Raw genomic sequence first — 25,731 nt, forward strand, 5'->3', positions numbered from 1 at the left:
TCGCCACAAACTCAGAGATGGCCATTGATAAGAACTGGTGGCGTGGTGCGGTGATCTATCAGATCTACCCGCGTAGCTTTCAGGACAGCAATGGCGATGGCATTGGCGACCTTTTGGGGATCGTGCAGCGCTTGCCCTATATTGCCTCGCTTGGCGTCGATGCGATCTGGATTTCGCCGTTCTTCATGTCGCCGATGAAGGACTTTGGCTATGACGTCAGCGACTATTGCGACGTTGACCCGATGTTCGGATCACTGGCCGATTTCGATGCGGTGGTGGAAACGGCCCACCGTTTGGGCATCCGGGTGATGATTGATCTGGTTCTCAGCCATACCAGTGACCAACACGCATGGTTTGCTGAAAGTCGTGCCAATCGCACCAACGACAAGGCCAATTGGTATGTCTGGGCAGATCCCAAACCTGATGGGACGCCCCCGAACAATTGGCTGTCGATCTTTGGTGGCTCTGGCTGGCAGTGGGATGCGCGGCGCGAGCAGTACTATCTGCACAACTTTCTGGTGTCCCAACCTGACCTGAACTTCCATGAACCCGCCGTGCAAGACGCGCTGCTGGATGTTGCCCGGTTCTGGTTGAACCGCGGTTGCGATGGCTTCCGTCTGGATACGATCAATTTCTACATGCATGACGCCCAGCTGCGGAACAACCCGCCTTTGCCGCCAGAAAAGCGCAATGCAACGATTGCCCCCTCGGTGAACCCCTACAATCACCAGGAGCATCTCTATTCCAAAAACCAGCCAGAGAATTTGGAATTTCTGCGCAAGCTGCGCGCTGTGATGGAACCTTATGGCGCTGCTGCTGTCGGTGAGGTTGGCGACGCCCAAAAAGGTCTTGAGATTATGGGCGAGTACACTGCCGGCGATGATTTGATGCAGATGTGCTATGCCTTTGAATTCTTGGCGAAAGATCAGCCGACAGCCGCGCGTATTGTCGATGTGATGAAACGGGTAGACGAGGTGGCAGCCGACGGGTGGGCCTGCTGGGCGTTTTCCAATCACGACGTTGAACGCCACGCCAGCCGCTGGGACCTGCCGCCGGCGGCCCAACGCATGTTTTCGACGCTGATCATGTGTTTGCGCGGGTCGGTTTGTCTGTATCAGGGTGAAGAATTAGGGTTGCCAGAGGCTGATGTTGCATTCGAGGACTTGCAAGATCCTTATGGCATAGAATTCTGGCCAGAGTTTAAGGGCCGTGACGGGTGCCGCACGCCGATGGTTTGGGAACAGAGCAACCAAAATGGCGGGTTTTCTGCCGCGCAACCTTGGCTGCCCGTTGCCACAGAGCATCTGCATATGTCGGCCGCGGCACAAGAAGACGAGCCTGGCGCGCTGTTGCATCACTATCGCAAAGCGATTTCGTTCCGCCATACCCATCCCGCGCTGAGTGTGGGTGAGCATGATGGCGTGAAAGCAAAGGGCGATGTGGTGTATTTTACGCGGACGCACGGCACGCAGACGATATTTTGCGCGTTCAATATCAGCGAAACGCCATCCGATTTTGATCTGCCCAAGGGAGACTGGACACCCATCGGAGCCGAGTTGGGCAGCGCACATACATCCGCAGACGGGAGACTGCATCTTGGACCGTGGCAGGTTTGCCTCGCGCTCAGGACATAAATTCTAAGGGGAGTGAGACATGGCTGATCTGCTACTAACGGACGTTGCCAAGACATATGGCGGCACAGTTGATGTGTTGAAGGACATCAACCTCGATATCAAACAGGGCGAGTTGATCGTTTTTGTTGGGCCTTCGGGCTGCGGCAAGTCCACATTGCTGCGCATGATCGCGGGTCTGGAAAAGATCACGGGTGGCGAGTTGCAGATTGATGGCACTGTCGTCAATGATGTGCCGCCCGCGCAGCGCGGCATTGCAATGGTCTTCCAGTCCTACGCGCTGTACCCGCATATGACGGTCCGCGATAACATGTCCTTTGCCCTGAAATTGGCCAAGAAGACCCCGGCGGAAATTGACGAGGCGGTCAGCCGTGCGGCCAAGATACTGCAATTGGATGAATATCTGGATCGCTTGCCCAAGGCCCTTTCGGGTGGCCAGCGCCAGCGCGTCGCGATCGGTCGTTCGATTGTGCGCGACCCAAAGGTTTATCTCTTTGACGAGCCGCTTTCCAACCTGGATGCCGCTTTGCGCGTCGCCACCCGGATCGAGATTGCCCAGCTGAAAGAATCGATGCCTGAAAGCACCATGATCTACGTCACCCACGATCAAGTCGAGGCGATGACGCTGGCCACCCGCATTGTCGTGCTGGCCAACAAGGGGATCGCGCAGGTCGGATCGCCTTTGGAGCTTTATGAGCGTCCTGAGAACGAATTCGTGGCCCAGTTTATCGGCTCCCCTGCGATGAACCTATTGTCAGGTGAAATTGTCGAGACGGGCGCGCAGACAACGATCAAGCTGGATGCGGGTGGTCTGGCAAAATCTGCAGTGCCGACCCAACCCTCCGACAAGGGTTTGAAGGTCAACATTGGCATTCGTCCCGAAGACATGATCGAGACTGATGGGGATGATTATGCCTTTGAGGGCAAGGTCAACATTACCGAAGCCTTGGGTGAAGTGACTTTGCTGTATTTTGACAAGGTGGGCGACAATGACGCCGTGATCGGCAAGCTGCCGGGTATTCACGCCGACCTGCGTGGGAAATCTGTTCGCATGGCGGCAGCACCCGACAAGGTTCAGGTCTTTCACAATGGAAAATCGCTCTACTACCGCTGACCTCCAGTGCCACCAGTGAACCTTTACCTGATCGCACCGATGTCAGCCTATTGGTGCGATTTCCTTATTCTGGTTGAAGTTTCAGCGCTTCCAGAATGTCGACCACAGCACCCAAAACCGCTGGATCCGTGATTTCCGGACTAGGCATCAAGGTACCGGCGGCAAAGCCATCTGGGTCGTTAAGGTAGGCGGTCAAAGCCTCGCGTGTCCAATTCCCCGACTGTCCAAGCAAGGCGTCGGAGTAGTCATAGGAGGCCGAGGCAATATCAGCGCCAAACACAAGACCAAGAGGCGGTGCGTTCCCGCCCGGCACAATGCCAAAGCTGTGACATTCAGCGCATTGATCGAGTACCAGTTCAGTCTGGCCTTTTTGCTGGTCGGTCAGATCAAGATCAGCGATCTTGTCGTATGCAAACTGAGCGCTGGGGTCAAACGCACCCAATGACAGTTTGATCACGTCTTTCTGGTCAGTCCACAAAGCAATTTGGTCACCATGCTGATGCACGTAGCGGATGCGCGCGTCGACGTCGATCCGTTCGTTGAACAGCACCCGATCCCCGCGCATTCTAATACGGAACAATGTCCGCGCAGCGAGTGAGCCTGCGATAAGATCGCCGTCCCATGCCGGGTGAAAGTCACCGATTTGCGTCAGGGAGCTGATCGCCACCGATGGGAGCCAGGAATAAACTGGAGCCTCAAACGCTGGGTGCCGTCCGTAGTCAAACGAGCCTTGCAAGGGTAGGCGGTTGTAGCGGGTGCCCAGCGAAACCTGTGGCCAGCCATAGTCTTTGCCATCCTCGATCCGGTTCAGTTCGTCCCCACCGCGGCGCCCATGTTCGACCGCATAAACGATATCTTGATCATCAATCACGATGCCTTGCATGTTGGAGTGGCCTTGGCTGACGGTCTCGAACGCGCCTGTTTCGAGGTCAATCGCAAGCACCTTGCCATAGGTCGCGTCGGGATTTTGTGACAGTGCGATCGGCGAATAAGTCCCATCAATCGCGTAGTCGCCAGCAGCCAAATAGATTGTCGCGTCTTGCGACACACGAAAGCGGCCACCAGCCATATGTCCTTGGATGGCGCGTCCAACTGTTTGTGGCTCCAGACAGGGTTGGGTGGCAAAAACTGTGCGCCAGTCTTCTTGCGCGATAGCGAGTTCGCCTGCGCTGCCTGCGCCCGAAAGCGGAGCGGCCGCCAAGGTTGTACGGTAGCAATCCTCATCCGCAACCCACTGCGTGAACGACACGATCATCTGATCGTCGAAAACATCGATATCGTTGTAGCGAAAGTAGAAATGCGCAAAATTATAGGCCGGATTGGCGGCTTCAAACGCCAGCATCTCGTCCCAGCCGTTATCTGGTGGCGCGATGCTTACGGGCTGTGCTGTGTCGCCCGTCACATCAAAAAAGCGACCTTCGTGGGTCATCACGATCAGGTCGGTGCCGAGTGACATCAATGCGCCGCCGCTACCGCTACGTTCTACAGGAACGGCCACGGCCTCTTGATCCAGTGCTATGAAAATCGTTTCGATCTGAGGGAGTGCGATTGGCTCTTCGGGCTGCATGTCTTTTTCGGCCCCACCAATCAGCGGAACACTCGCACCGCTGATCAGGACCCCGGTCGCAATGGCGATGGCTGAAACAGCGATCAGCGTGGTCAGTTTGACTTTCATTGCGGTGACATCCTCTGGTTGGTCTGCTGTTGTCTAGGTAGTAGGTCAACGTCCCGTCAAGTTCGAAAACCGTGTGGGTATCGTGATGTGATCAACCGTGGCGGATGCGCGAGGCGCTTGGTGCTTGCCACTCCGGTGGTGATGTGATGCCATTGCAGGCAGTCAGCGCAGGAGGACCGCATGCAAACACCGCAAAACACACTCAAACAGGCGCTGCTGGCCGGGCAGGTACAACATGGGCTTTGGCTGACTTCTGGTACCGCGGTGCTGGCAGAGCTCGCGGGCAATGCAGGGTTTGATTGGTGTCTGATCGACGGCGAACATGGGCCAAACACGGTGTCTGACATGCTACCACAGCTGCAGGCGCTCGCGGCGACCGGAACGCCGCCTGTGATCCGTATCGCCAGTGCCGAGGTCTGGATGGTCAAGCAAGCGCTTGATCTGGGGTGTCAGACGGTACTGGTCCCGATGGTCGATGATGCGGCGACAGCCAGGGCGATGGCCCGCGCAATGCGCTATCCACCAGATGGCAACCGCGGGATGGGTGCCGCTTTGGCGCGTGCCACCAGTTGGGGAGCGGCGACCGACTACCCGCATGCCGCCAATGAACAGATGTGCCTGCTTGTGCAGGCGGAAAGTGCGCAAGCGGTCGACAACATTGATGCAATCGCCGCAACTGATGGTGTTGATGGCGTGTTTGTGGGGCCTGCTGATTTGTCCGCGGATATGGGATATCCCGGTCAGCCGGATCATCCGGCAGTCGAGGCCGCCATTGATCATCTGATTTCCCGCACCCTTGCCGCCGGAAAGATCGCAGGCATCGTTACCTTTGATGAAAGCCGCTTTGCAGAATATGCACAGAAAGGGGTGACTTTCCTTGGCGTTGGCGGCGATATGGCATTGTTCAACAGTGCCTTACGGCGGCTGGCAGGGCAGGTGACGCGTTAGGGTTCAGGCCCGCCGCCGCCGCCCGGTTCGTGCGCGCCCTTCGCCGGGTTTGGCGGGGACGCGGTTGAACTTGATCCATTCGTTACCTGATGCGTCGTTGTCGGTCAGGAAGTTGGCTGCACGGATGGCTTCCATTTCCTTGCCAGCGCGCGGTTTGGTCGATCCCATTCCGAACATCTGAACAAAGGCCTCGTCATCCATGCCTTCGGGCAGGACGATGCCAGCGGCTTCGATTTCCGCCTTCTTCTCAGCGATCTTTTTGGGACCTATGGGCAGTGCGACTGGGTTCATAATGGCCGATGTCATGCCAGCCGTCATGGCCATTGGCAGGAAGGCGTTGTTGATGCCGTGGCGGTTGGGCAGGCCAAAGCTGATGTTCGACGCACCACAGGTGGTGTTCACGCCTAGTTCTTCGCGCAGGCGTCGCACAAGGGTGAAAACCTGAAGGCCGGCAGTACCCATCGCACCGATAGGCATGACCAGCGGGTCGACTACGATGTCATGGGCCGGAATGCCAAAATCGGCGGCGCGTTCGACGATCTTTTTGGCGACGGCAAAGCGCACATCGGGGTCTTCAGAGATACCTGTGTCGTCGTTGGAGATGGCCACCACGGGCACGTTGTATTTCTTAACCAGCGGCAGGACGAGTTCGAGGCGTTCTTCTTCGCCTGTGACTGAGTTTAACAGCGGGCGCCCTTCGGCTGCGGCTAGACCGTTTTCCAGTGCACCGGGCACGGAACTGTCGATGCAAAGCGGCACGTCGGTGATTGCCTGCACCCGTTCGACCATTTCCTTCATCAGCGGGGGCTCGACGAAGTTGTTGTCGGCATAGCGCGGATCTTCGGCCATTTTGTTGGAGAAGACAGCGCCAGAGTTGATATCGAGGATATTTGCACCGGCGGCGACCTGCGCAAGTGCATCGGCTTCTACGCGAGAGAAATCACCGCGCTCCAGTTCCTCGGCCAGAATTTTGCGGCCCGTGGGGTTGATCCGTTCTCCGATCACGCAAAAGGGTTGGTCGAACCCGATGATGGCAGTCTTGGTTTTGGATTCGACAATCGTGCGTGTCATTTGCGGTCCTTAGGATTGAGAAGCAGGCACAGCGGAGGATCCGCCGTTTGCGATAGCCCAATTGGCGTTGGTCTTGATGCCGCCAAGTGGGAAGAAATGGACGTTGGTGATATTGAAATCGGGGTTGGCTGCCTTGTGCGCGGCAAGATCGGTCAGCACCTCGGTCGGCTCAAACGGCAGCAGCAGCTTGCTGACATCTTTGGCGCGCTTTTGCAGCACCTTGAGCGAGGGGCCGACCCCGCAAGCAATCGCGAATTTGATCATGGTTTGCAACTTGGCGGGGCCTGCAATGCCAATATGGATGGGCAGGGTGATGCCCGCCTCTTTGATTGCGTCGGCCCAGGCGATGATCGGCTTGGCTTCGAATGCAAACTGTGTGGCCAGTGCCATTTCGGCATCGGTACTGTCGTTGAAACGCTGCTTCCACTGCAACGCTTCCATAACAAGCTTATCGGTGCCGTCTTTATCAATATCACGGTTGCCTTCGGGGTGGCCTGCGACGTGCAGGCGTTTGAAGCCCGCCTTGTCGAACAGCCCGCTTTCCAAAAGCTGCATAGATGAATGGTAATCGCCATGCGGCTTATCCACGCCACCGGCCAGTAGCAGCGCCTGCTCAACGCCAGCTTCACCCTGATAACGGGCAATCCAATCGGCGAGGGTGGCTTCATCCTTGATGATGCGGGCCGGAAAGTGGGGCATGACGTTATAGCCATCGGCGGATAGGCGTTTGGCCGTCGCCACCATGTCTTCAATCGGCGTACCCTCGATGTGCGCGATATAGACGCGGGTGCCTGCGGGCAGCAGATCGCGGAAGTCTTCGACTTTTTCGGCTGTGCGCGGCATCACCTCAATGGAGTAATCCTGCAGGAACACTTCCATCTGCGGGTTCAGAGGTGTTTCAGCAACGTCTTTGTTTTTGCGAAAAGAAAGCAGGGCCATCAGCGACCTCCGAAGGGTGTCAGGGAAAAGGGGCGGGCTCTTCAAGCCCAACCATCATTGGCGATAAGGGTTTTGATACGGTCAACGTCATATTCGGCGTCAATTTTGGCGACGGTCGCTTCTGCGGCGTCTTGGTCGCTGCCGTCGACGGGAATGGGGGCGGCTTTGCGAAAACCGGCCATGTAGTCGTCTGACTCGGCAGCGCCTGATTTCATTGCGGCGCGGTCGATGGCCTGCTCAAACCGTTCGGGCAAAGGAAGCTTCACACCACGGCGTCCACGCCCCACGATAACCTGGGCTGGCATGTCGCGCCAATAGACGATTGTTACGTCGGCCATATGTGATTCCTCTTATCCTCTTGGGTCTTTTCTATCACTGCATTGATCTGCCCGATGCCGGTTTTCGACATGACGCGTGCAAGCAGCGACCGCATCCAGTCGTAGCCGATTGCCAGCGTTCCATCCATCCGCCCCTGTCGTCAAATTTTGCATAATGGTTCTGAACGATTGCGTGACAACCGCATCACAAGGCTTGTGCAAACGCCCTTGCGCGCATAGCTTGAAGGTAACTCGAAAATGGAGGGCGTAAGTTATGGCGCCCAAGCGTCCCAAAGGTGCGGGCGCGTTCCCTAAAGCGGTCGATACCCCCGCGCCAAAACCGCCTGATCCGGCGCAGCTTTATGCAGCATTGGATTTGGGCACGAATAGTTGCCGTATGTTGATTGCCCAACCCAAGGGCAGTCAGTTTCATGTGGTTGATAGCTTTTCAAAGTCCGTCCAACTGGGTGCGGGTTTGGAAAGCACTGGTCGGTTGTCGCGTTCGTCGATGAACCGCACGATTTCGGCTATGCGCATTTGTCGCGAAAAGCTGAAGCGTCATGGTGTGCAGCACATGCGTCTGGTTGCGACGGAAGCGTGCAGGCGCGCGCTGAACGGCGATACCTTCATCAATCAGGTGCGGCGCGAGACGGGGCTTAATCTTGAGATCATCAAGCCGGAGGAAGAGGCGCGCCTTGCGGTGATTTCCTGCGCGCCTCTGGTCAGCGTCAATACTGAACAGCTGTTGGTCGTTGATATTGGAGGCGGGTCAACCGAGTTGGTTTGGATTGACCTGACCCATGTGCCCAAACGCGAACGTCCGCGCGCGATTATGCGGCTACATGCGGGCTTCAAGTCTGATCCCGGTCCGTTTGCTGCGGCCAAGGTCGTGGACTGGATTTCGGTGCCGTTGGGTGTTGCCACACTACGCGATCAGTTTTCTGATGTAGAGGATGACGCCGCGCGATTTGCGCTGATGTCGTGGTTCTTTGAGGAAAACCTCGAAGAGTTTTCGCCCTATGCCGCCGCACAAGCGCGCGAGGGGTTCCAGATCATCGGCACCAGCGGCACGGTGACCACCGTCGCGGCCAGCCATCTGGGCCTGAAACGCTATGACCGGACGAAGGTGGACGGGTTGCGCATGACCTCGGACCAGATTGATACGGTGATCCGAGACTATCTGACGTTGGGCCCCGCAGGCCGCCGCGCTGATCCGCGTATTGGCAAGGATCGTCAAGCGTTGATCATGTCTGGGTCGGCGATCTTGCAGGCATTGATGCGGCTGTGGCCGACAGATCGTCTGTCTGTTGCGGACCGTGGCCTGCGCGAAGGTCTACTTTATGCCCAGATGTCCGCACATGGGGTCTTGGAAGACACGCCATTTTAGGGGTAGAGCGCTGACATGGCCAAGAAACCAACAAAAAATTCCTCCGGGCGCGGGTATCGCGACCTGACGGTCAAAGTGAAAACTGCCAAAGGGCGCAAGATCAGCTCGACCAATTGGTTGCAGCGGCAGTTGAACGATCCCTATGTTAAACGCGCTCAAACCGAAGGCTATCGGGGCAGGGCGGCCTATAAGATTTTGGAACTCGATGACAAATTTCGGTTCCTTGTGCCGGGGGCGCGGATCGTGGATCTGGGCTGCGCACCGGGCGGCTGGCTACAGGTGGCCGTCAAGCGGGCCAATACGCTGGGCGAGCGGACGAGCAAGGCGCAGGGCTATGTACTGGGTATTGATCTACAAGAGGTGGAGCCCGTCGCAGGCGCCGAGGTGCATCAGCTGGACTTCATGGAAGACGATGCCGATCTGAAAGTCCGCGAATGGCTGAACGGCAAGGCGGATGTGGTGATGTCCGATATGGCGGCATCCGCTTCGGGTCATAAACAGACCGATCACTTGCGGATTATCGCACTGTGTGAGGCCGCGGCCTATTTCGCTTTTGATGTGTTGGAAGAGGGTGGGACGTTCGTGGCCAAAGTGCTGGCTGGCGGGGCCGAGGGTGATTTGCAGAAACTGCTGAAGACACGGTTCAAGAAAGTTGCGAATGTGAAACCGCCTGCATCGCGGTCGGATAGTTCAGAGAAGTTTGTGGTAGCGACTGGGTTCAAGGGATAGGTGGCCTCGACAAGCCGTGTTCGCTCTGCGGACTAAGCGGTCGTTCGTTTTAGTCGTGTCAGATACCACATAGAACAACCGCCCGGCCGCGTCCGGGCATCGCCCGACCTCCCCCCGGAGGGCGATTTTGCTGCGTTTCAACATACTTGAAGGTCGCGCTCGTGGAAACGTGTTGCCAAGCCGTGATGTTGAGGCCCTCCAGGTCGGGCGATACCCGAACGGGGCCTGCGTTACACGTTGGGCTCAAACCAGCCCTTCGCAGCCAATCCGCACGGCCATCTCGTTTGTACTTCACCTCTCCATTGATGCCCCGCTCTCACCCCGCTATGTCGTGGTCTCGCAAGGAGTGATGTGATGCCACAGTTTCTATCCACAACTGACGCCGATTTTGAGGCCCGTTTTACCGCCCTTTTGGGTGCAAAGCGCGAGGATAGCCCGGATGTGGATCATGTCGTGGCCGAGATTATTGCCGATGTGCGGGCGCGGGGCGATGCGGCTGTGTTGGACCTGACCGCCAAGTTTGACCGGTTGGAGCTGACGGCCGAAACCATGCGCTTCAGTGAGGCTGAGATCGCGGCGGAATGCGCCAAAGTGTCGGATGCGGACCGTGCGGCGCTTGAATTGGCGGCGGAACGTATCCGTGCCTATCACGCGCGCCAGATGCCTGATGACGCGTCGTGGACGGATGAGGCGGGTGCCACCCTGGGGTGGCGGTGGACACCTGTGTCGGCAGCGGGGCTTTATGTGCCGGGTGGTCTGGCCTCTTATCCTTCGTCCGTCTTGATGAATGCGATCCCGGCGAAGGTCGCGGGCGTTGGCCGCCTTGCGATTGTTGTGCCCACGCCGAATGGCGTGACCAACCCTCTGGTGTTGATGGCCGCCAAAATCGCGGGTGTGGATGAGATTTATCGCATTGGCGGCGCGCAGGCGATTGCGGCCCTTGCCTATGGCACGCAAACGATTGCGCCAGTGGATAAAATCACGGGGCCGGGCAACGCCTTTGTTGCCGCAGCCAAGCGCCGGGTCTTTGGCAAGGTGGGCATTGATATGATTGCAGGCCCGTCCGAGATTTTGGTGATTGCGGATCGCGACAATGATCCGGATTGGATCGCGCTTGATCTGCTCTCCCAAGCGGAACATGACGAAAGCGCGCAGTCGCTTTTAATTACTGATGATGCGGGCTTTGGTCAGGCCGTCGCGGATGCCGTCGCCAAACGGCTTGAAACACTGGAACGCCGCGCCATTGCGGGCGCCAGCTGGCGTGACTTTGGGGCGGTGATCACCGTGAAGGACTTCGATGAGGCTGTTGCCCTGTCCGACCGTATCGCGCCAGAGCACCTGGAACTTTGCACCGCAGATGCAGACGCCCTGTCTGACAAGATCACCCATGCCGGTGCGATCTTCATTGGGGGTTGGACACCCGAGGCGATTGGTGACTACATTGGCGGTCCGAACCATGTTCTGCCCACCGCAAGGTCGGCGCGTTTTTCCAGTGGGTTATCCGTGATGGACTTTATCAAACGCACCACCCTGTCGCGTATGACACCCGAGGCGCTGGCCGCCATCGGCCCGTCTGCCGAACGGCTGGCCATTTCCGAAAGCCTTGAGGCGCATGGCCTGTCCGTGCGCGCCCGTCTGGACCGTTTGAATCGGGGCGCGCCATGAGCAAGATCATCCATATCGAGATTGACGACCGCAACTTGCCGCCCCCCACCCCTGAGATTGATCAGGAACGCAAAGTGGCGATGTTTGATTTGTTGGAAGACAACAGTTTCACCATGCCTGCACGTGACGGGCGCGAGGTGCCTGCGGGCCCCTATAAGCTGAACCTGTCGATCAAGGAACGCCGTCTGGTGTTTGATCTGAAACAGGAAGATGACAATCCGGCGGGGGAGTTTCATCTGTCCTTGGGTCCATTCCGGCAGGTGGTGAAGGATTATTTTCAGATCTGCGAAAGCTATTTCGACGCGGTCAAGACTCTGCCCCCCAGCCAGATCGAGACGATTGATATGGCCCGTCGCGGTATCCACAATGAAGGTGCGCGGGTGTTGCAGGAACGACTGGAGGGCAAGGCTGACGTCGATATTGATACGGCCCGCCGCCTGTTCACGCTGATCTGCGTCTTGCACTTCGGGGGCTGATCATGGCGGAGGAAGGCAAATTCGAAGACCTTCCGCAGTCGGTGCTGTTTTGCTGTGATCATAACTCTGTCCGGTCGCCCATGGCCGAAGGGATCATGAAAAAACTATATGGGACAGAGTGTTATATCCAATCTGTCGGGGTGAAGAACGACCTGGAGATTGACGGGTTTTCCATTGCCGTCTGCGCCGAGATCGGGGTGGAACTGTCGCGCCACCGGTCGCGGTCATTTGATGAGATGGAAGACTGGGGTGATGATCTGTCATCCTTTGATCTGGTCCTCGCGCTGTCACCCGCTAGCCAGCGGCGCGCGCTGGATTTGACGCAGTTTTACCATCTGGATGTTGAATACTGGCCGATCCTTGACCCCACCGGGCTGGGTGACAACCGCGAGGCGCGGTTGGAGCTCTACAGGCAGGCACGCGATCAGATCCGGGATCGTTTGGTTGCGAGGTGGGGGCCGGGGGCGGGATAATAATTTCAATTCCAGGAGGCGCGAACGATTTTTCGCTTTGCGGACAAAGCACCATTTCGCTGCGGTTGCGCGAACGTCCGGTTCGGACGCTGACCGGTTATTTCACAATCACCACCTGCCCCGTCAGAGCGCCCTCAACGCATTTTGCGTATGCGAGGCCAACGTCATGTGATGGCACTGGCTTGTGACCATGAAACCACGCGCCATAGCGCGGTTCGGAGACGTCCAGCATTCCAGGACTGACGACATTCACTCTCAAACCGCGCGGCATCTCTATTGCCGCTCCTGCGACGAAGCCAGCCAGCGCCCCGTTGGCGGTCGCGGCATTTGTCCCCATGCGGATTGGATCGCGATCAAGGACGCCGCTAGTCAACGTAAAGGAACCGCCATCTGAAATGACATTCAACCCGGCGAGGACAAGGTTCACCTGTCCCATCACCTTTTGCCGCAGACCGACCATGAACATTTCTTGGTCCATATCCGACAAGGGCGCGAAGGTCGCATCGCCCGCGCAAGACACGACGGCATCAACGCTACCGACCTTTTCATAGAGTGCCTTCACCGCTTGCAAGTCGCCCACATCGACCTGAACGTCTCCAGCGGAGCGACCGACGGTGACGATTTCGTGCCTCTGTTCAAGCTCTTTGCAGGCAGATCGCCCAATATCGCCAAACGCTCCTACGACCATTATCCTCATGTCTGATCCTTCAATATCTCATCGTACTTTTTCAGTTTTTGGTCGAGGATCGTGCGGCAGCGTTCTAATTCCGCCTGTCGAACCTCAAGGCTTTGTCGGTGTGATAGGAGCGCCGCCTTGCGCTTTGGGATTGTTGCATCGCCGGATGCATATAAGTCGGCGAACGTGCGCATCTCAGACATGGGCATCCCAGTTGCGCGCAGGGATGCCAGCAACTCCAGCCAATCGGCATCTGTCTTCGAAAATCGGCGCTTTCCGTCTGCGCCGCGTTGAACGAGCGGACAGAGTCCAGATTTCTCATAGTAGCGTATCGTTGAAACGCTAAGCCCGCTCAGTTCGGCCACTTCAGAAATCTTCATACGGTCGCCCCCTTTCACTCAGGTTCATACCGACCTGAAGCTACTTTAGGTCAAGCGTCTTCATCAAACTCATCGCGAAAGCCGCCATTGGTGCATCTTGCAGCATCAGGTAATTTGGGCTCAAAGCAGACGCTCAGCTCTTATCGTTACACCACTTCAACCCGTGTCCCCCAATCGCTGCACCGGTTGATCAACGCCTCTGATGGTACCCGGTCCGTCACGAAATGATCCACCTGCGCCAGTGACGCGATTTTCACCGCGGCTTTGCGGGTGAACTTGGTGCTGTCCGCTACAAGGATCGTGGCACGTGCCGCTTTGATTACCTGTTGGCTGACCCGAACCTCCTCCGGGTCGAAGTCGAGCAAGTCACCACTGAGGTCGATAGCCGAGGTGCCGATCACGGCAAAATCTACCTTGAACCGGTCAATGGCCAACGCGGCGAGGTCGCCCACCAGCCCGCCGTCGGACCGCCGTAGGCTGCCCCCGGCGACGACCACATCGCAGGTGGGGTTACTGGCGAGGATGTTCGCGACGTTGAGGTTATTGGTAACGACCATCAGATCGCGATGGGCGTGCAGGGCATGGGCCACCGCTTCGGTTGTGGTGCCGATATTGAGAAAGAGCGAGGCCTTGTCTGGGATTATCTGGGCGGCGCGCCGCGCAATTCTGATCTTAACGTCCCGGTTCAGCGCGCGCCTGTCGCCATAGCCGATATTGCTGACGCCAGAGGGGAGCACGGCACCGCCGTGGATACGTTCCAGCAAACCCGCGGCACAGAGCTGGCGCAGGTCGCGGCGGATGGTCTGAACCGCAACGCCCATTGTCCGGGCGAGCTCGGTCGCGACGACTTTGCCCTTCGCTTGGGCCGTGCTGCGGATCAGGTTGTGGCGTGCGGAAGTATCCATTTGTTCGTTTATGCTGATAACCGAACATTCGACAAGAAGAATGATCTTATTTGTTGATCAAATCCACATTCGTATGATCGCAAGCGAACATTCAAGACATTCTTACTTGCACCCAGACGGCCCGGAACTATCACCCAGATAAATCCTATGAGGTATGGTATGAAATCTGACTTTGACATCTTTATCGTCGGTGGCGGCATCAATGGTTGCGGCATTGCGCGCGATGCGGCAGGGCGTGGCCTGAAGGTTGCCTTGGCAGAGATGAATGATCTGGGCTCGGCCACATCGTCGGCCTCGACCAAACTGTTCCACGGCGGGTTGCGCTATCTTGAATTTTTCGAATTCGGTCTTGTCAAAAAGGCCCTTGTTGAACGCGAGGTCTTGCTTAAGAACATGCCGCATATTTCCTGGCCAATGCGCTTTGTACTGCCATATCACGCGGATATGCGGTTTGAAAATGACACGCCCACCTCGAAATTGCTGTCCACTGTGATGCCGTGGATGAAAGGGCGCCGGCCCGCGTGGCTGATCCGTTTGGGGTTGTTCATGTATGACAATCTGGGCGGCCGCAAGATTTTGCCGGGCACGCATGTGGTGGATCTCAAGAAACGCCCAACTGGTTTGCCACTCAACGACAAGTTTGAAACTGCATATGAATATTCTGACTGCTGGATCGAGGACTCGCGCCTTGTCGTTCTGAATGCCCGCGATGCCGAGGAACGTGGTGCCGCGATCATGGTGCAGACCAAGGTGATCAGTGCGGACCGTGTCGATGGCCGTTGGCAGATCGTGACTGAGCATGGGGGCGTTCAGCAGACCCATACCGCGCGTGCGCTGGTCAATGCAGGAGGCCCGTGGGTCGAGAACATCGTGCGTGGTGTTGCCCGGTTGAATACATCCGAGGGCGTGCGGTTGGTGCGTGGCAGCCACATAGTTACCAAAAAACTGTTCGATCACGACAAAAGTTATTTCTTCCAAGGCGAAGACGGGCGGATCATATTCGCCATTCCTTATGAGACGGATTTCACGCTGATCGGCACGACCGATGCCGAACACCACGATCTGTCGGAAAAGCCCTATGCCACGGATGAAGAACAGGATTACCTGTGCGCTTTTGCATCGCAGTATTTTAAAAGGCCAGTGACCCGCGAAGACGTGGTCTGGACTTATTCCGGTGTTCGTCCGCTCTATGATGATGGGGCAAAGTCGGCCACGGCTGCGACCCGCGACTATGTGCTATCCTTGGACGAGAACGGTGCGCCGCTGTTGAATATCTTTGGCGGTAAGATCACAACATATCGCAAACTTGCCGAAAACGCCCTTAAGAAGCTGACCCCATTGCTGGGTGGGACGCACCCCTGGACGCATGACGCACCACTTCCCGGGGGTGATTTCAAGGTGAAGGATCGCGATCAGTTGGTGGCCGACCTTCAGGGCGCGTACCCGTTTTTGACGCCTGCATGGGCGCTGCGGATGATCAAAGGCTATGGCACGGAGGCAAAAGACATTCTTGGTGCAGCCACGACAGTTGCTGATCTGGGGCAGGACTTTGGGGCAACACTGACAGAAGCCGAGGTGAAGTGGCTGATATCGCGCGAATATGCCCGAACAGCCGACGATGTGGTGTGGCGCCGCTCTAAGCTTGGTCTGCGCCTGACCGCGGATCAGGTCGCGACCCTTGACGCTTTCATGGCAGCTTGAAACAAAACAACAAACGGGGGTACACCATGAGCTATATTCTGGCCATCGATCAAGGCACGACATCCAGCCGGGCGATCATCTTTGACGCAAACATGCAGGTGAAGGCAACCGCGCAAGAGGAATTCACCCAGCATTTTCCGCAGTCCGGTTGGGTCGAACATGATCCGTCCGATATCTGGTCATCTGTTGCCTCAACCTGTCGTGGTGCGATTGAGAAAGCCGGGATTGCCGCCGTTGATGTGGCTGCCATTGGTATTACCAACCAGCGCGAAACAACGCTGATTTGGGACAAGAACACGGGTGAGCCGATCCATAACGCGATTGTCTGGCAAGACAGGCGCACCGCACCCTTTTGCGAGAAGTTGCGCAAGGAAGGGTTTGAGCCGACCATCACCCAGAAAACAGGCCTGCTGGCGGACCCTTATTTTTCTGGCACAAAGGTCAACTACATACTCGACAAGGTTGAAGGCGCACGTGCGCGTGCCGAGGCTGGGGATTTGCTCTTTGGGACTGTTGATTGTTATCTGATCTGGAAGCTGACCGGCGGCAAACGCCACGTGACAGACGCCACAAACGCCGCAAGAACAATGCTTTATGATATTCGCGAGGGGCGCTGGAGCAGCACGATTTGCGAACGCTTCGGCATTCCGATGCAAATGCTGCCCAAGGTGCTGGATTGTGCGGCGGATTTCGGCACGACCCGCGCTGATTTGTTTGGCACAGAACTCCCCATACTTGGCGTTGCCGGTGATCAGCAGGCCGCAACCATCGGGCAGGCCTGTTTTCAGCCGGGTATGTTGAAATCCACCTACGGTACGGGCTGTTTTGCGCTGCTCAACACTGGCGACACGCTGGTGGAAAGCAAAAAGCGGCTGCTGGGGACGATTGCCTATCAGTTTGACGGCAAACCGACCTATGCGCTGGAAGGGTCGATCTTTATCGCGGGCGCCGTGGTACAGTGGCTGCGCGATGGGTTGAAGATCATCCGCGAGGCGAAAGAGACGCAACCCTTGGCACAAACAGCAGATGCGGGGCAGGAGCTTTACATGGTGCCTGCGTTTACCGGGCTTGGTGCACCTTACTGGGATGCAGATGCACGCGGTGCGATCTATGGTCTGACCCGCAATTCCGGCCCGGCCGAGTTCGCAAAGGCCGCGCTTGAGAGTGTGGGTTTTCAGACGCGTGATCTGCTGGAGGCGATGAAGAGCGACTGGCAAGCCTCTGATACAGATGGGGTTTTGCGGGTTGATGGGGGGATGAGCGCCTCGGACTGGTCGATGCAATTCCTGTCCGACATCATCGGCGCGCCAGTGGACCGACCCACGGTGTTGGAGACGACAGCGCTGGGTGTTGCTTGGCTGGCCGGCAGCCGCGCGGGTGTTTATCCCGATCAGTCGGGGTTCGCCGCGAATTGGATGCTTGACCAGCGGTTTGAGCCGCAGATGGATGAGGCGACGCGGGAACGGCGGTATGCGGGGTGGCAAGATGCGGTGCGGCGGACGTTGACGTAGGGAGTCCGCTTTACTGACAAAGCATTCTCGTTAGGTTTTCAGTCCTCCGTAAGCGAGTGGTCGACTTAGAGAGGAGTTAACGTGTCACAAAGAACTCAGAAGGCCAATAAGTATAAAAAGGAAAACAGCGCCAACGATTGTGTAGCCCCATAGCTTAAACTGATGCTTCATACCAGCAACCGCTGCTTTTTCATCTGACTGCTTTTGCAGTAAGGAAAACATTTCGGAGCCACACTCAGAACAAGGAAAACGGGTAACAGCGACCGAGCAATTATGACACGAGATGTTTGCCCCGCTGCCAAGCCGACTCGAATTTCGAGGGTTGATTCCAACAACTATTGAATGCTGTTCGCAATTTGTGCAGGCTAAATCTCTCTGAGAATGTGATTTGGTACACTTTGGGCAATCGACTTCAAACATTTCGCCTTGTAGCGTCATTAATTTAGACCTTACCTTAAAAAACGCGAACCTTTGCGCCATTTCTGAAAAATACAATGTATGCGCTCGTTGGCTATATCTAGGTGCAAGTTATTTGGGCTGATTGCGTTGAAACGTTCGGTTTTCGAGCGATAACGATTAGCTTCGCGGAACACCCTTCCGAGAAATAGCGATATCGCACACGAGGTTTTCTAAACGGTCCCTTGCAAGAGCAAGCTTCGAACTTTTGAACGAAACTTCGTGCTAGTGAGATTTTCAACATAATCGATTTAAGACCATTCATTGAAAATTTTGATTCACCGCCGCCCCTTTTCCCACACCTCAAACTCCGACGCCCGTTTCTCGCGCAGCTTTGCCTCAACCTCTGCCGACAACTCTAAATCCATCACCGGTGATACATTCTTCTGTTTCAGCGAGATTTCGACATCCAGCCGCTCTTCCAGATAGCGGGTCACCTTATCCCATTGTTCATACTGAAACAGATGCTGCGCGCCGATCTCGCCGTCGTTGATCGTCAGGAACCGCGCTTGCGATCCGACGTTGGCAAATGGGGCAGGCGACCCTTTGCAGTATTCCCGCACGAAGTCATCGAAACTGACGTCTCGTGTGCTGTTCTCATGCCCGATCAAATCATCCCGCGTCCGATACCGATACCAGCTGCCCAGCCAATCAATCGGGTTGCGTACGATGGCCATGAGTTCGGGGTTTTGACCGCCGACCTGCTTGAACAGCGGTTTGAGGAATCGTTTGTAGCGATAGCAAGGCGCATGTTTCAGTTCGGGTGGATCGCGCAGCACGAGGGATGCGCGCGGTGCAAGCGCACCCTCTAACGCGGTCGATCCGGTTTTGGGTACTGCCATCAGCACCAGATTTTCTTTCCAGAAAACAAGCATTTGGTCGCTGTCTTTCGTCTATTACGCCGCCAATGCTAGGCGATAAACCATTCCTTAACCACCTTTGGATGAAGATGAGCAGTGAAAATTTATGTTGCAATGTTCTGCTTTTGATCTCATTAACGATGAGAACACAATGAGAACAAAAGCAGTGATTGCCGCCCCAAGGGTGGCGTGAAATAAGGACAGGACACATGGCAACGGCAGAACTCCTCAAAATGACAGATAAGAAGACCGCGGACAAAGAAAAGGCGCTGGAAAGCGCGCTGGCGCAGATCGAACGGCAGTTCGGTAAGGGCTCTATCATGAAGCTTGGTGGCCAGAATCAGATGGCCGACATTGAGGCGACATCGACGGGTTCGCTGGGTCTGGATATTGCATTGGGGATCGGTGGCCTGCCGAAAGGCCGCGTGATTGAAATTTATGGCCCTGAATCGTCGGGTAAGACGACCCTGACCCTGCATGCGATTGCGGAAGAGCAGAAAAAAGGCGGCGTTTGCGCCTTTGTTGATGCCGAGCACGCGCTGGACCCGCAATATGCCAAGAAACTGGGCGTGAACCTGGATGAGTTGCTGATTTCACAACCTGACACGGGCGAGCAAGCGTTGGAGATTGTCGATACGCTGGTCCGCTCTGGTGCCGTAAACATGGTGATTGTAGATTCGGTTGCAGCACTGACGCCGAAGTCCGAGCTTGAGGGCGACATGGGCGACAGTTCTGTTGGTGTGCATGCGCGTCTGATGTCGCAGGCGATGCGCAAGCTGACAGGGTCGATCAACCGCTCTGGCTGTATGGTGATTTTCATCAACCAGATCCGGATGAAAATCGGTGTGATGTTCGGCTCACCTGAAACCACAACAGGTGGTAACGCGCTGAAATTCTATGCCTCTGTCCGTCTGGATATCCGCCGTATCGGCGCGATCAAAGACCGCGATGAGGTTGTGGGCAACGCGACCCGTGTGAAAGTGGTCAAGAACAAGGTGGCCCCGCCGTTCAAACAGGTGGAATTCGACATCATGTATGGCGAAGGCATCTCGAAGATGGGCGAATTGCTTGATCTGGGCGTGAAGGCCGGTGTGGTCGAAAAATCAGGTGCCTGGTTCAGCTATGGTGATGAACGGATTGGGCAGGGGCGTGAAAACTCGAAGATTTTCCTCAAGGAAAACCCAAGCGTGGCGCTTGAGATCGAAGATAAGATCCGTGCGGCACACGGTCTGGACTTTGATCTGCCCGAAGGCGGGACCGATGACGGTGATGATGATCTTGTCGAAGTCTAAAGGTGCAGACGGCGACTGCTGAAACGCCGACACCATGAAACATGGTGGAAAATACTCTGGGATGGGGTGCCGTAAAACGCGGCACCCTTTTTCATATGGCCCACTGGTTTGCCACAAATTTGGCGTGCCGCGAGGCCAGTTTGACAAGACAGGGGGCGCCTGTGTCCGTTTGACTGTGGACAGCGTGCAGGTGCAGGGCTATTTCTGCCAGTCAACGTCAATGATCACCTGAAAGTCCGCCATGACCAGCCTTGCTGACATCCGTTCCACGTTTCTAAATTACTTTGGCAAACAGGGTCATGAGATCGTGGCCTCGAGCCCGCTTGTGCCGCGCAACGACCCGACAATGATGTTCGCCAACTCTGGCATGGTGCAGTTCAAGAACCTGTTCACCGGGGTCGAGACGCGCGACTATACCCGCGCGACGACAAGTCAAAAATGCGTCCGTGCAGGCGGCAAGCACAACGACCTTGATAACGTCGGGTATACAGCCCGCCACCACACCTTTTTCGAGATGCTGGGCAACTTTAGCTTTGGCGATTATTTCAAGGAAGAGGCCATTCCCTATACATGGGAGCTGTTGACCAAAGAGTTTGGCATCAACAAGGACCGCCTGTTGGTGACGGTTTATCATACAGATGACGAGGCCGCCGACATTTGGAAGAAAGTCACCGGTTTCACCGATGACAGGATTATTCGCATCCCAACGGATGACAATTTCTGGCGCATGGGTCCAACGGGGCCGTGCGGCCCTTGTACCGAAATTTTCTATGACCATGGCGATCACATTTGGGGCGGACCACCGGGATCGCCCGAAGAAGATGGGGATCGCTTTATTGAGATCTGGAACGTCGTCTTTATGCAAAACGAACAGTTCGAAGATGGCTCGCTGAAGCCCCTAGAAATGCAGTCGATTGATACCGGCATGGGGCTTGAGCGCATCGGGGCTTTGCTGCAAGGCAAGCATGACAATTACGATATTGATGTGATGCGCGCACTGATCGAGGCCTCTGCTGATGCCACGTCCACGGATCCTGATGGTTCGGGCAACACGCATCACCGCGTGATTGCGGACCATCTACGCTCAACCTCATTCTTGATCGCCGAAGGTGTGCTGCCCTCAAATGAAGGCCGTGGTTATGTGCTGCGTCGTATCATGCGCCGGGCCATGCGTCACGCGCATTTGCTTGGCAGCAAAGACCCCGTCATGCACCGCCTGGTTCCAGCGTTAGTCCAACAGATGGGGGCTGCCTATCCAGAATTGGGTCAGGGACAGCAGTTGATCGAAGAGACGCTGCTGAACGAAGAAATGCGATTTAAGCAGACTTTGGATCGCGGCTTGAAGTTGCTTGATGATGAGCTTTCAGGTCTGCCCGCAGATGCGGCTTTGCCCGGTGAGGCGGCGTTCAAGCTCTATGATACATACGGGTTCCCGCTTGATTTGACGCAGGACGCCCTGCGCGAAAAGGGCCGCGCGGTGGACACTGACGGCTTTGATGCGGCGATGGCCGCGCAAAAGGCCAAGGCGCGCGCTGCTTGGTCTGGGATTGGTGACGCCGCAGAGAGCGCCGTATGGTTTGATATCGCGGATGAAAGCGGGCCAACTGATTTTCTGGGCTATGATACGCTGACGGCTGAAGGGCAGATCGCCGCGCTTGTTGTCGATGGTGCGGTGGCAGATACCGCGGACGGGGCGGTGCAGATCGTGCTGAACCAGACGCCATTTTATGCGGAATCCGGCGGTCAGGTCGGGGATGCCGGTATGCTGGTGACAGAAACAGGCAAGGCCGAGATTACAGACACCAAAAAAGTGGCCGGCGTCTACGTACATTTTGCAAAAGTGACCGCGGGGACGGTGTCCAAGGGGCAGGGGGCCGAACTGGCGGTTGACCCTGTACGCCGCGCCAATGTTCAGGCCAATCATTCGGCGACGCATCTGCTGAACGAGGCGCTTCGCGCGGTGTTGGGGGATCATATTGCGCAGCGCGGGTCATTGAACGCCCCCGATCGGTTGCGCTTTGACTTTAGCCATACCAAGGCACTATCGCCTGAGGAACTGGCGCAGGTTGAGCGTGACGTGAATACTATTATTCGCCAGAACACAGCTGTTGAGACCCGGATCATGACCCCTGATGATGCACGTGCGATGGGTGCACAGGCGCTGTTTGGTGAAAAATATGGCGATGAGGTTCGTGTCGTGTCCATGGGCCGTCAGGAAGGATCTGGCAAAGGCACCAATGGGGCAACCTATTCACTAGAGCTGTGTGGCGGTACGCATGTCAAGCAGCTGGGCGAGATCGGCACTTTTGTGACATTGGGCGACAGCGCGTCCAGTGCTGGTGTGCGTCGGATCGAGGCGCTGACTGGGCAGGCGGCCTTGGACCACCTGCGCGCGCAGGACGCGCGGTTGGGTCTGGTTGCTGCGGCGCTTAAGGCACCAGCGGCTGAGGCGGCGGATCGGGTCAAGGCCTTGCTGGACGAACGCAAGACGCTGGCCAATGAGGTCGCACAGCTGCGCCGTGATTTGGCGATGGGTGGCGGATCAGGTGCGGGCCCCGCGCAGGAAAAGATCAATGGCATTTGCTTTATGGGTCAGGTCATGTCGGGGGTATCCGGCAAGGACCTGCCGTCGCTGGTGGATCAGTTCAAGGAAAAGGTCGGCTCTGGTGTCGTTGTCTTGATCGCAGACACAGGCGGCAAGGCCGCTGTGGCGGCCGGTGTGACGGCTGACCTGACAGATCGGGTTTCGGCGGTCGATGTGCTGCGCGCAGTTACGCCTGAATTGGGTGGCAAGGGCGGCGGTGGTCGTCCTGATATGGCACAGGGTGGTGGTGCCTCGGCAGAAAATGCGGATGCTGCGATTGCGGCGGCGAAGGCTGTTCTGGAGGAATTGAAATGAGCGCACTTTGGATTGCCCATGTGACCGTGACGGATGAGGCTGCCTATTCTGAATACGCCAAGCGCGCTACTGTTGCGATTGTGGATCATGGCGGTGTGTTTCTGGCCCGTGGTGGTGCTTATGAGCAGTTGGAAGGCCCAGATCGCCCCCGCAACGTCGTGGCACGCTTTCCCAGCCTGCAAGCCGCACATGATTGTTATTATTCAGATGCCTACCAAGAGGCGCTGGGTTTTGCCAAGGGCGCCAGCCAGCGCGAATTGAGCATCGTCGAAGAGATCGCTTGAAAGGTCAGCTTGGCGAAATGATGGCCCGCCACGCGCGGGCTGGAAAGTTGGATTGGATCGGTCTGCGGGCGGAACGCTATGCGCAGATTGATGTGGTCCAGCACGCCGAAGTCGCTGAGGTGGGTTTGATCGGCGATCATGGCCGCGCGGGCAAACGCGCGGTGACTTTGATCCAAGCTGAACACCTGCCGGTGATCGCGGCACTTTCGAAAAATCAGATTGTGACGCCAGAAGCGCTGCGCCGCAATCTAGTGGTGTCTGGTCTTAACCTTTTGGCGCTGCGCAAAGGGTTGCTGCGTATCGGTGAGGCGATCTTAGAAATCCACGGGCCATGTCCGCCCTGTTCCCGCATGGAAAAAGAACTTGGTCCCGGTGGGTGCAACGCGATGCGCGGCCATGGCGGCTGGTACGCCAGCGTCGCCATGCCCGGGATGATTAATGTGGGCGACGTGGTTGCGCCCGGTTAGCTGGCGCGTGCTTGCCGTTTCCGCTCGTGCGGGTCCAAATAACGTTTGCGCAGGCGGATCGCGTTTGGTGTGACTTCGACCAATTCGTCGTCGTCGATATAGGCAATCGCCTGTTCCAGTGACATGGTCACAGGTGTTGTCAGGCGCACCGCTTCGTCTGTGCCAGAGGCGCGCACGTTGGTTAGCTTTTTGCCTTTCAGCGGGTTCACCTCAAGATCATTTTCGCGGCTGTGTTCGCCGATGATCATGCCTTGATAGACGGCCTCTTGCGCGCCGATGAACATCTTGCCGCGTTCTTCGAGGTTCCAAAGGGCAAAGGCGACGGAGCTGCCGTTTTCCATGGAAATCAGCACGCCCTGACGGCGTCCTTCGATTTTTCCTTTGTATGGCGTCGTGCCGTGGAACAGCCGGTTCAGCACGCCGGAACCGCGTGTGTCGGTCAGAAATTCCCCGTGATAGCCGATCAGGCCGCGTGATGGGACGCGCGCGATGATGCGGGTCTTGCCTGCACCAGCGGGTTTCATCTCGGTCAGTTCGCCCTTGCGTGGACCGGTCAGCTTTTCAACAACAACGCCAGTGTACTCGTCATCCACATCGATGGTGACTTCCTCAACAGGTTCATGGCGCACGCCATCAACTTCGGTGAAAATGACCTGTGGACGCGAAATCGACAGTTCAAACCCTTCGCGGCGCATGTTTTCGATCAGGACACCCATCTGGAGTTCGCCGCGGCCCGAGACCTCAAACGCGTCACCGCCTGGGGTGTCGGCAATCTTGATGGCGACGTTGACTTCGGCCTCTTTCATCAAACGGTCGCGGATCACACGCGACTGGACTTTTTTGCCATCCTTGCCGGCAAGCGGGCTGTCGTTGATGCCAAAGGTGACCGTGATGGTTGGCGGGTCGATGGGTTGTGCCGGGATCGCCTCCTCAACCGCCACATCGCAGATCGTATCAGCAACGGTGGCTTTCGTCATGCCGGCAAGGGTGACAATATCACCAGCCTCTGCTGCGTCGATCGCCGTCTGTGACAAACCTCGGAAGGCCAGCACTTTGGAGACGCGGAATTGTTCGATTTTCTCGCCGTCGCGGGACAGCGCTTTGACGGTTTCGCCTGCTTTCAAAGTGCCCGATTCAACGCGTCCTGTCAGAATACGCCCGATGAATGGGTCCGCAGACAGTGTTGTTGCCAGCATGCGGAAGGGTTCGTCCTTGTGGGCGACCTGTGCCGGGGCAGGGACGTGGTCGATGATCAGGTCGAACAACGCATCAAGGTTTTCGCGTGGACCATCCAGTTCAGCGTCACACCAGCCCGACCGTCCAGAGGCATACATGGTCGGAAAGTCGAGTTGGTCGTCACTGGCTTCCAATGCCGCGAAAAGATCAAAACAGTCATCCACCGCGCGATCAGGTTCGCCATCGGGCTTATCGACTTTGTTGACCACAACGATAGGGCGCAGACCGAGCGCCAGCGCCTTGGAGGTCACAAATTTGGTCTGCGGCATCGGGCCTTCCGCCGCATCAACCAGCAAAACAACGCCATCAACCATCGACAAGATCCGCTCAACCTCACCGCCAAAGTCGGCGTGGCCGGGGGTGTCGACGATGTTGATGCGAATGCCTTTCCACTCAACGCTGGTACATTTTGCAAGGATCGTGATTCCGCGTTCGCGTTCGATGTCATTGCTGTCCATCGCGCGTTCTTGTGTGGCCTCATTCTCACGATAGATGCCCGACTGCTTGAGAAGTTCATCAACAAGTGTCGTCTTGCCGTGGTCAACGTGCGCGATGATCGCGATATTACGGATATCCATAGGTCTGCCTTTGTCTGGAGTTGTCGGGCGGATACCGTGCAATCGCAGCAAAAGCTAGCCC

General features: G+C 56.8%; 23 protein-coding genes. 14 read left to right on the forward strand and 9 right to left on the reverse strand.

Going from position 1 to position 25,731, the window contains the following annotated elements:
* The first annotated feature begins 17 nt into the window (after window positions 1-17).
* The gene (locus ACZ1G5_RS17515; protein WP_472734372.1) at window positions 18-1,634 is read left to right on the forward strand and encodes an alpha-glucosidase; all 1,617 of its coding nucleotides are present in this window, start codon (window positions 18-20) and stop codon (window positions 1,632-1,634) included.
* A 19-nt stretch (window positions 1,635-1,653) separates the two neighbouring features.
* Window positions 1,654-2,745, forward strand: coding sequence for an ABC transporter ATP-binding protein (locus tag ACZ1G5_RS17520; protein ID WP_472734056.1), 1,092 nt, complete (start codon window positions 1,654-1,656; stop codon window positions 2,743-2,745).
* Between the two features lie 64 nt (window positions 2,746-2,809).
* Here the strand turns inward: ACZ1G5_RS17520 and ACZ1G5_RS17525 are convergent, their stop codons facing one another.
* The gene (locus tag ACZ1G5_RS17525) at window positions 2,810-4,420 is read right to left on the reverse strand and encodes a PQQ-dependent sugar dehydrogenase (protein WP_472734057.1); all 1,611 of its coding nucleotides are present in this window, start codon (window positions 4,418-4,420) and stop codon (window positions 2,810-2,812) included.
* Between the two features lie 180 nt (window positions 4,421-4,600).
* Between ACZ1G5_RS17525 and ACZ1G5_RS17530 the strand changes: the two genes are divergently transcribed.
* The gene (locus ACZ1G5_RS17530; protein ID WP_472734058.1) at window positions 4,601-5,368 is read left to right on the forward strand and encodes an HpcH/HpaI aldolase family protein; all 768 of its coding nucleotides are present in this window, start codon (window positions 4,601-4,603) and stop codon (window positions 5,366-5,368) included.
* Window positions 5,369-5,371: 3 nt separating this feature from the next.
* On the opposite strand, the gene ACZ1G5_RS17535 is transcribed toward ACZ1G5_RS17530, so the two are convergent.
* From ACZ1G5_RS17535 to ACZ1G5_RS17545, 3 genes are read right to left on the reverse strand one after another with little or no spacing between them, the layout of a single operon-like run.
* Complete coding sequence (locus ACZ1G5_RS17535; RefSeq protein ID WP_472734059.1) at window positions 5,372-6,439, reverse strand: methyltetrahydrofolate cobalamin methyltransferase; 1,068 nt, start codon at window positions 6,437-6,439, stop codon at window positions 5,372-5,374.
* Window positions 6,440-6,448: 9 nt separating this feature from the next.
* Window positions 6,449-7,378, reverse strand: coding sequence for a methylenetetrahydrofolate reductase (locus ACZ1G5_RS17540; protein WP_472734060.1), 930 nt, complete (start codon window positions 7,376-7,378; stop codon window positions 6,449-6,451).
* Window positions 7,379-7,419: 41 nt separating this feature from the next.
* The gene (locus ACZ1G5_RS17545; RefSeq protein WP_472734061.1) at window positions 7,420-7,716 is read right to left on the reverse strand and encodes a virulence factor; all 297 of its coding nucleotides are present in this window, start codon (window positions 7,714-7,716) and stop codon (window positions 7,420-7,422) included.
* Between the two features lie 253 nt (window positions 7,717-7,969).
* On the opposite strand from ACZ1G5_RS17545, the gene ACZ1G5_RS17550 reads away from it, so the two are divergent.
* The 5 genes from ACZ1G5_RS17550 to ACZ1G5_RS17570 all read left to right on the forward strand — a co-directional run bounded on the left by ACZ1G5_RS17550 (window position 7,970) and on the right by ACZ1G5_RS17570 (window position 12,425).
* The gene (locus tag ACZ1G5_RS17550; protein ID WP_472734062.1) at window positions 7,970-9,082 is read left to right on the forward strand and encodes a Ppx/GppA phosphatase family protein; all 1,113 of its coding nucleotides are present in this window, start codon (window positions 7,970-7,972) and stop codon (window positions 9,080-9,082) included.
* 15 nt (window positions 9,083-9,097) lie between these two features.
* A complete protein-coding gene (locus ACZ1G5_RS17555) occupies window positions 9,098-9,811 on the forward strand; it encodes an RlmE family RNA methyltransferase (protein ID WP_472734063.1) in 714 nt (237 codons plus the stop codon).
* A gap of 354 nt (window positions 9,812-10,165) precedes the next feature.
* Window positions 10,166-11,476, forward strand: a complete 1,311-nt coding sequence (hisD, locus tag ACZ1G5_RS17560; protein ID WP_472731487.1) for a histidinol dehydrogenase — start codon at window positions 10,166-10,168, stop codon at window positions 11,474-11,476.
* On the forward strand, window positions 11,473-11,952 hold the full coding sequence (locus ACZ1G5_RS17565; RefSeq protein ID WP_472731488.1) for a UPF0262 family protein: 480 nt from the start codon (window positions 11,473-11,475) through the stop codon (window positions 11,950-11,952). Before hisD ends, ACZ1G5_RS17565 begins: the two co-directional genes overlap by 4 nt.
* A 2-nt stretch (window positions 11,953-11,954) precedes the next feature.
* Complete coding sequence (locus ACZ1G5_RS17570; protein ID WP_472731489.1) at window positions 11,955-12,425, forward strand: arsenate-mycothiol transferase ArsC; 471 nt, start codon at window positions 11,955-11,957, stop codon at window positions 12,423-12,425.
* A 97-nt stretch (window positions 12,426-12,522) separates the two neighbouring features.
* On the opposite strand, the gene ACZ1G5_RS17575 is transcribed toward ACZ1G5_RS17570, so the two are convergent.
* The 3 genes from ACZ1G5_RS17575 to ACZ1G5_RS17585 all read right to left on the reverse strand — a co-directional run bounded on the left by ACZ1G5_RS17575 (window position 12,523) and on the right by ACZ1G5_RS17585 (window position 14,386).
* A complete protein-coding gene (locus ACZ1G5_RS17575) occupies window positions 12,523-13,122 on the reverse strand; it encodes a short chain dehydrogenase (RefSeq protein WP_472734064.1) in 600 nt (199 codons plus the stop codon).
* Entirely contained in the window at window positions 13,119-13,481 is a 363-nt protein-coding gene (locus ACZ1G5_RS17580; protein WP_472734065.1) for a MerR family transcriptional regulator, read from the reverse strand. Before ACZ1G5_RS17580 ends, ACZ1G5_RS17575 begins: the two co-directional genes overlap by 4 nt.
* 146 nt (window positions 13,482-13,627) lie before the next feature.
* Window positions 13,628-14,386 carry a DeoR/GlpR family DNA-binding transcription regulator gene (locus ACZ1G5_RS17585; protein WP_472734066.1) on the reverse strand — a complete coding sequence of 253 codons (759 nt, stop codon included), beginning with the start codon at window positions 14,384-14,386 and terminating at the stop codon, window positions 13,628-13,630.
* A gap of 159 nt (window positions 14,387-14,545) precedes the next feature.
* Between ACZ1G5_RS17585 and glpD the strand changes: the two genes are divergently transcribed.
* Both glpD and glpK read left to right on the forward strand, forming a co-directional pair.
* Entirely contained in the window at window positions 14,546-16,087 is a 1,542-nt protein-coding gene (glpD, locus tag ACZ1G5_RS17590) for a glycerol-3-phosphate dehydrogenase (protein WP_472734067.1), read from the forward strand.
* 26 nt (window positions 16,088-16,113) lie between these two features.
* Window positions 16,114-17,598 (forward strand): glycerol kinase GlpK, encoded by a 1,485-nt coding sequence (glpK, locus tag ACZ1G5_RS17595; RefSeq protein WP_472734068.1) that lies wholly within the window; start codon window positions 16,114-16,116, stop codon window positions 17,596-17,598.
* Between the two features lie 734 nt (window positions 17,599-18,332).
* Here the strand turns inward: glpK and ACZ1G5_RS17600 are convergent.
* On the reverse strand, window positions 18,333-18,929 hold the full coding sequence (locus ACZ1G5_RS17600; RefSeq protein WP_472734069.1) for a sulfotransferase family protein: 597 nt from the start codon (window positions 18,927-18,929) through the stop codon (window positions 18,333-18,335).
* 194 nt (window positions 18,930-19,123) lie between these two features.
* On the opposite strand from ACZ1G5_RS17600, the gene recA reads away from it, so the two are divergent.
* The 4 genes from recA to ACZ1G5_RS17620 all read left to right on the forward strand — a co-directional run bounded on the left by recA (window position 19,124) and on the right by ACZ1G5_RS17620 (window position 23,856).
* Window positions 19,124-20,206: a recombinase RecA gene (gene recA / locus ACZ1G5_RS17605; protein WP_472734070.1), complete on the forward strand. Its 1,083-nt coding sequence runs from the start codon at window positions 19,124-19,126 to the stop codon at window positions 20,204-20,206.
* Between the two features lie 241 nt (window positions 20,207-20,447).
* On the forward strand, window positions 20,448-23,105 hold the full coding sequence (gene alaS / locus ACZ1G5_RS17610) for an alanine--tRNA ligase (protein WP_472734071.1): 2,658 nt from the start codon (window positions 20,448-20,450) through the stop codon (window positions 23,103-23,105).
* A complete protein-coding gene (locus ACZ1G5_RS17615; protein WP_472734072.1) occupies window positions 23,102-23,389 on the forward strand; it encodes a DUF1330 domain-containing protein in 288 nt (95 codons plus the stop codon). The genes alaS and ACZ1G5_RS17615 overlap by 4 nt, the downstream gene beginning before the upstream one ends.
* A complete protein-coding gene (locus ACZ1G5_RS17620) occupies window positions 23,386-23,856 on the forward strand; it encodes an MOSC domain-containing protein (protein ID WP_472734073.1) in 471 nt (156 codons plus the stop codon). The genes ACZ1G5_RS17615 and ACZ1G5_RS17620 overlap by 4 nt, the downstream gene beginning before the upstream one ends.
* Here ACZ1G5_RS17620 and typA read toward each other — a convergent pair.
* Window positions 23,853-25,670, reverse strand: coding sequence for a translational GTPase TypA (gene typA, locus ACZ1G5_RS17625; protein WP_472734074.1), 1,818 nt, complete (start codon window positions 25,668-25,670; stop codon window positions 23,853-23,855). The genes ACZ1G5_RS17620 and typA overlap by 4 nt on opposite strands.
* Between the last annotated feature and the right edge of the window lie 61 nt (window positions 25,671-25,731).

The organism is Yoonia sp. JB2-21 (genome assembly GCF_055693545.1).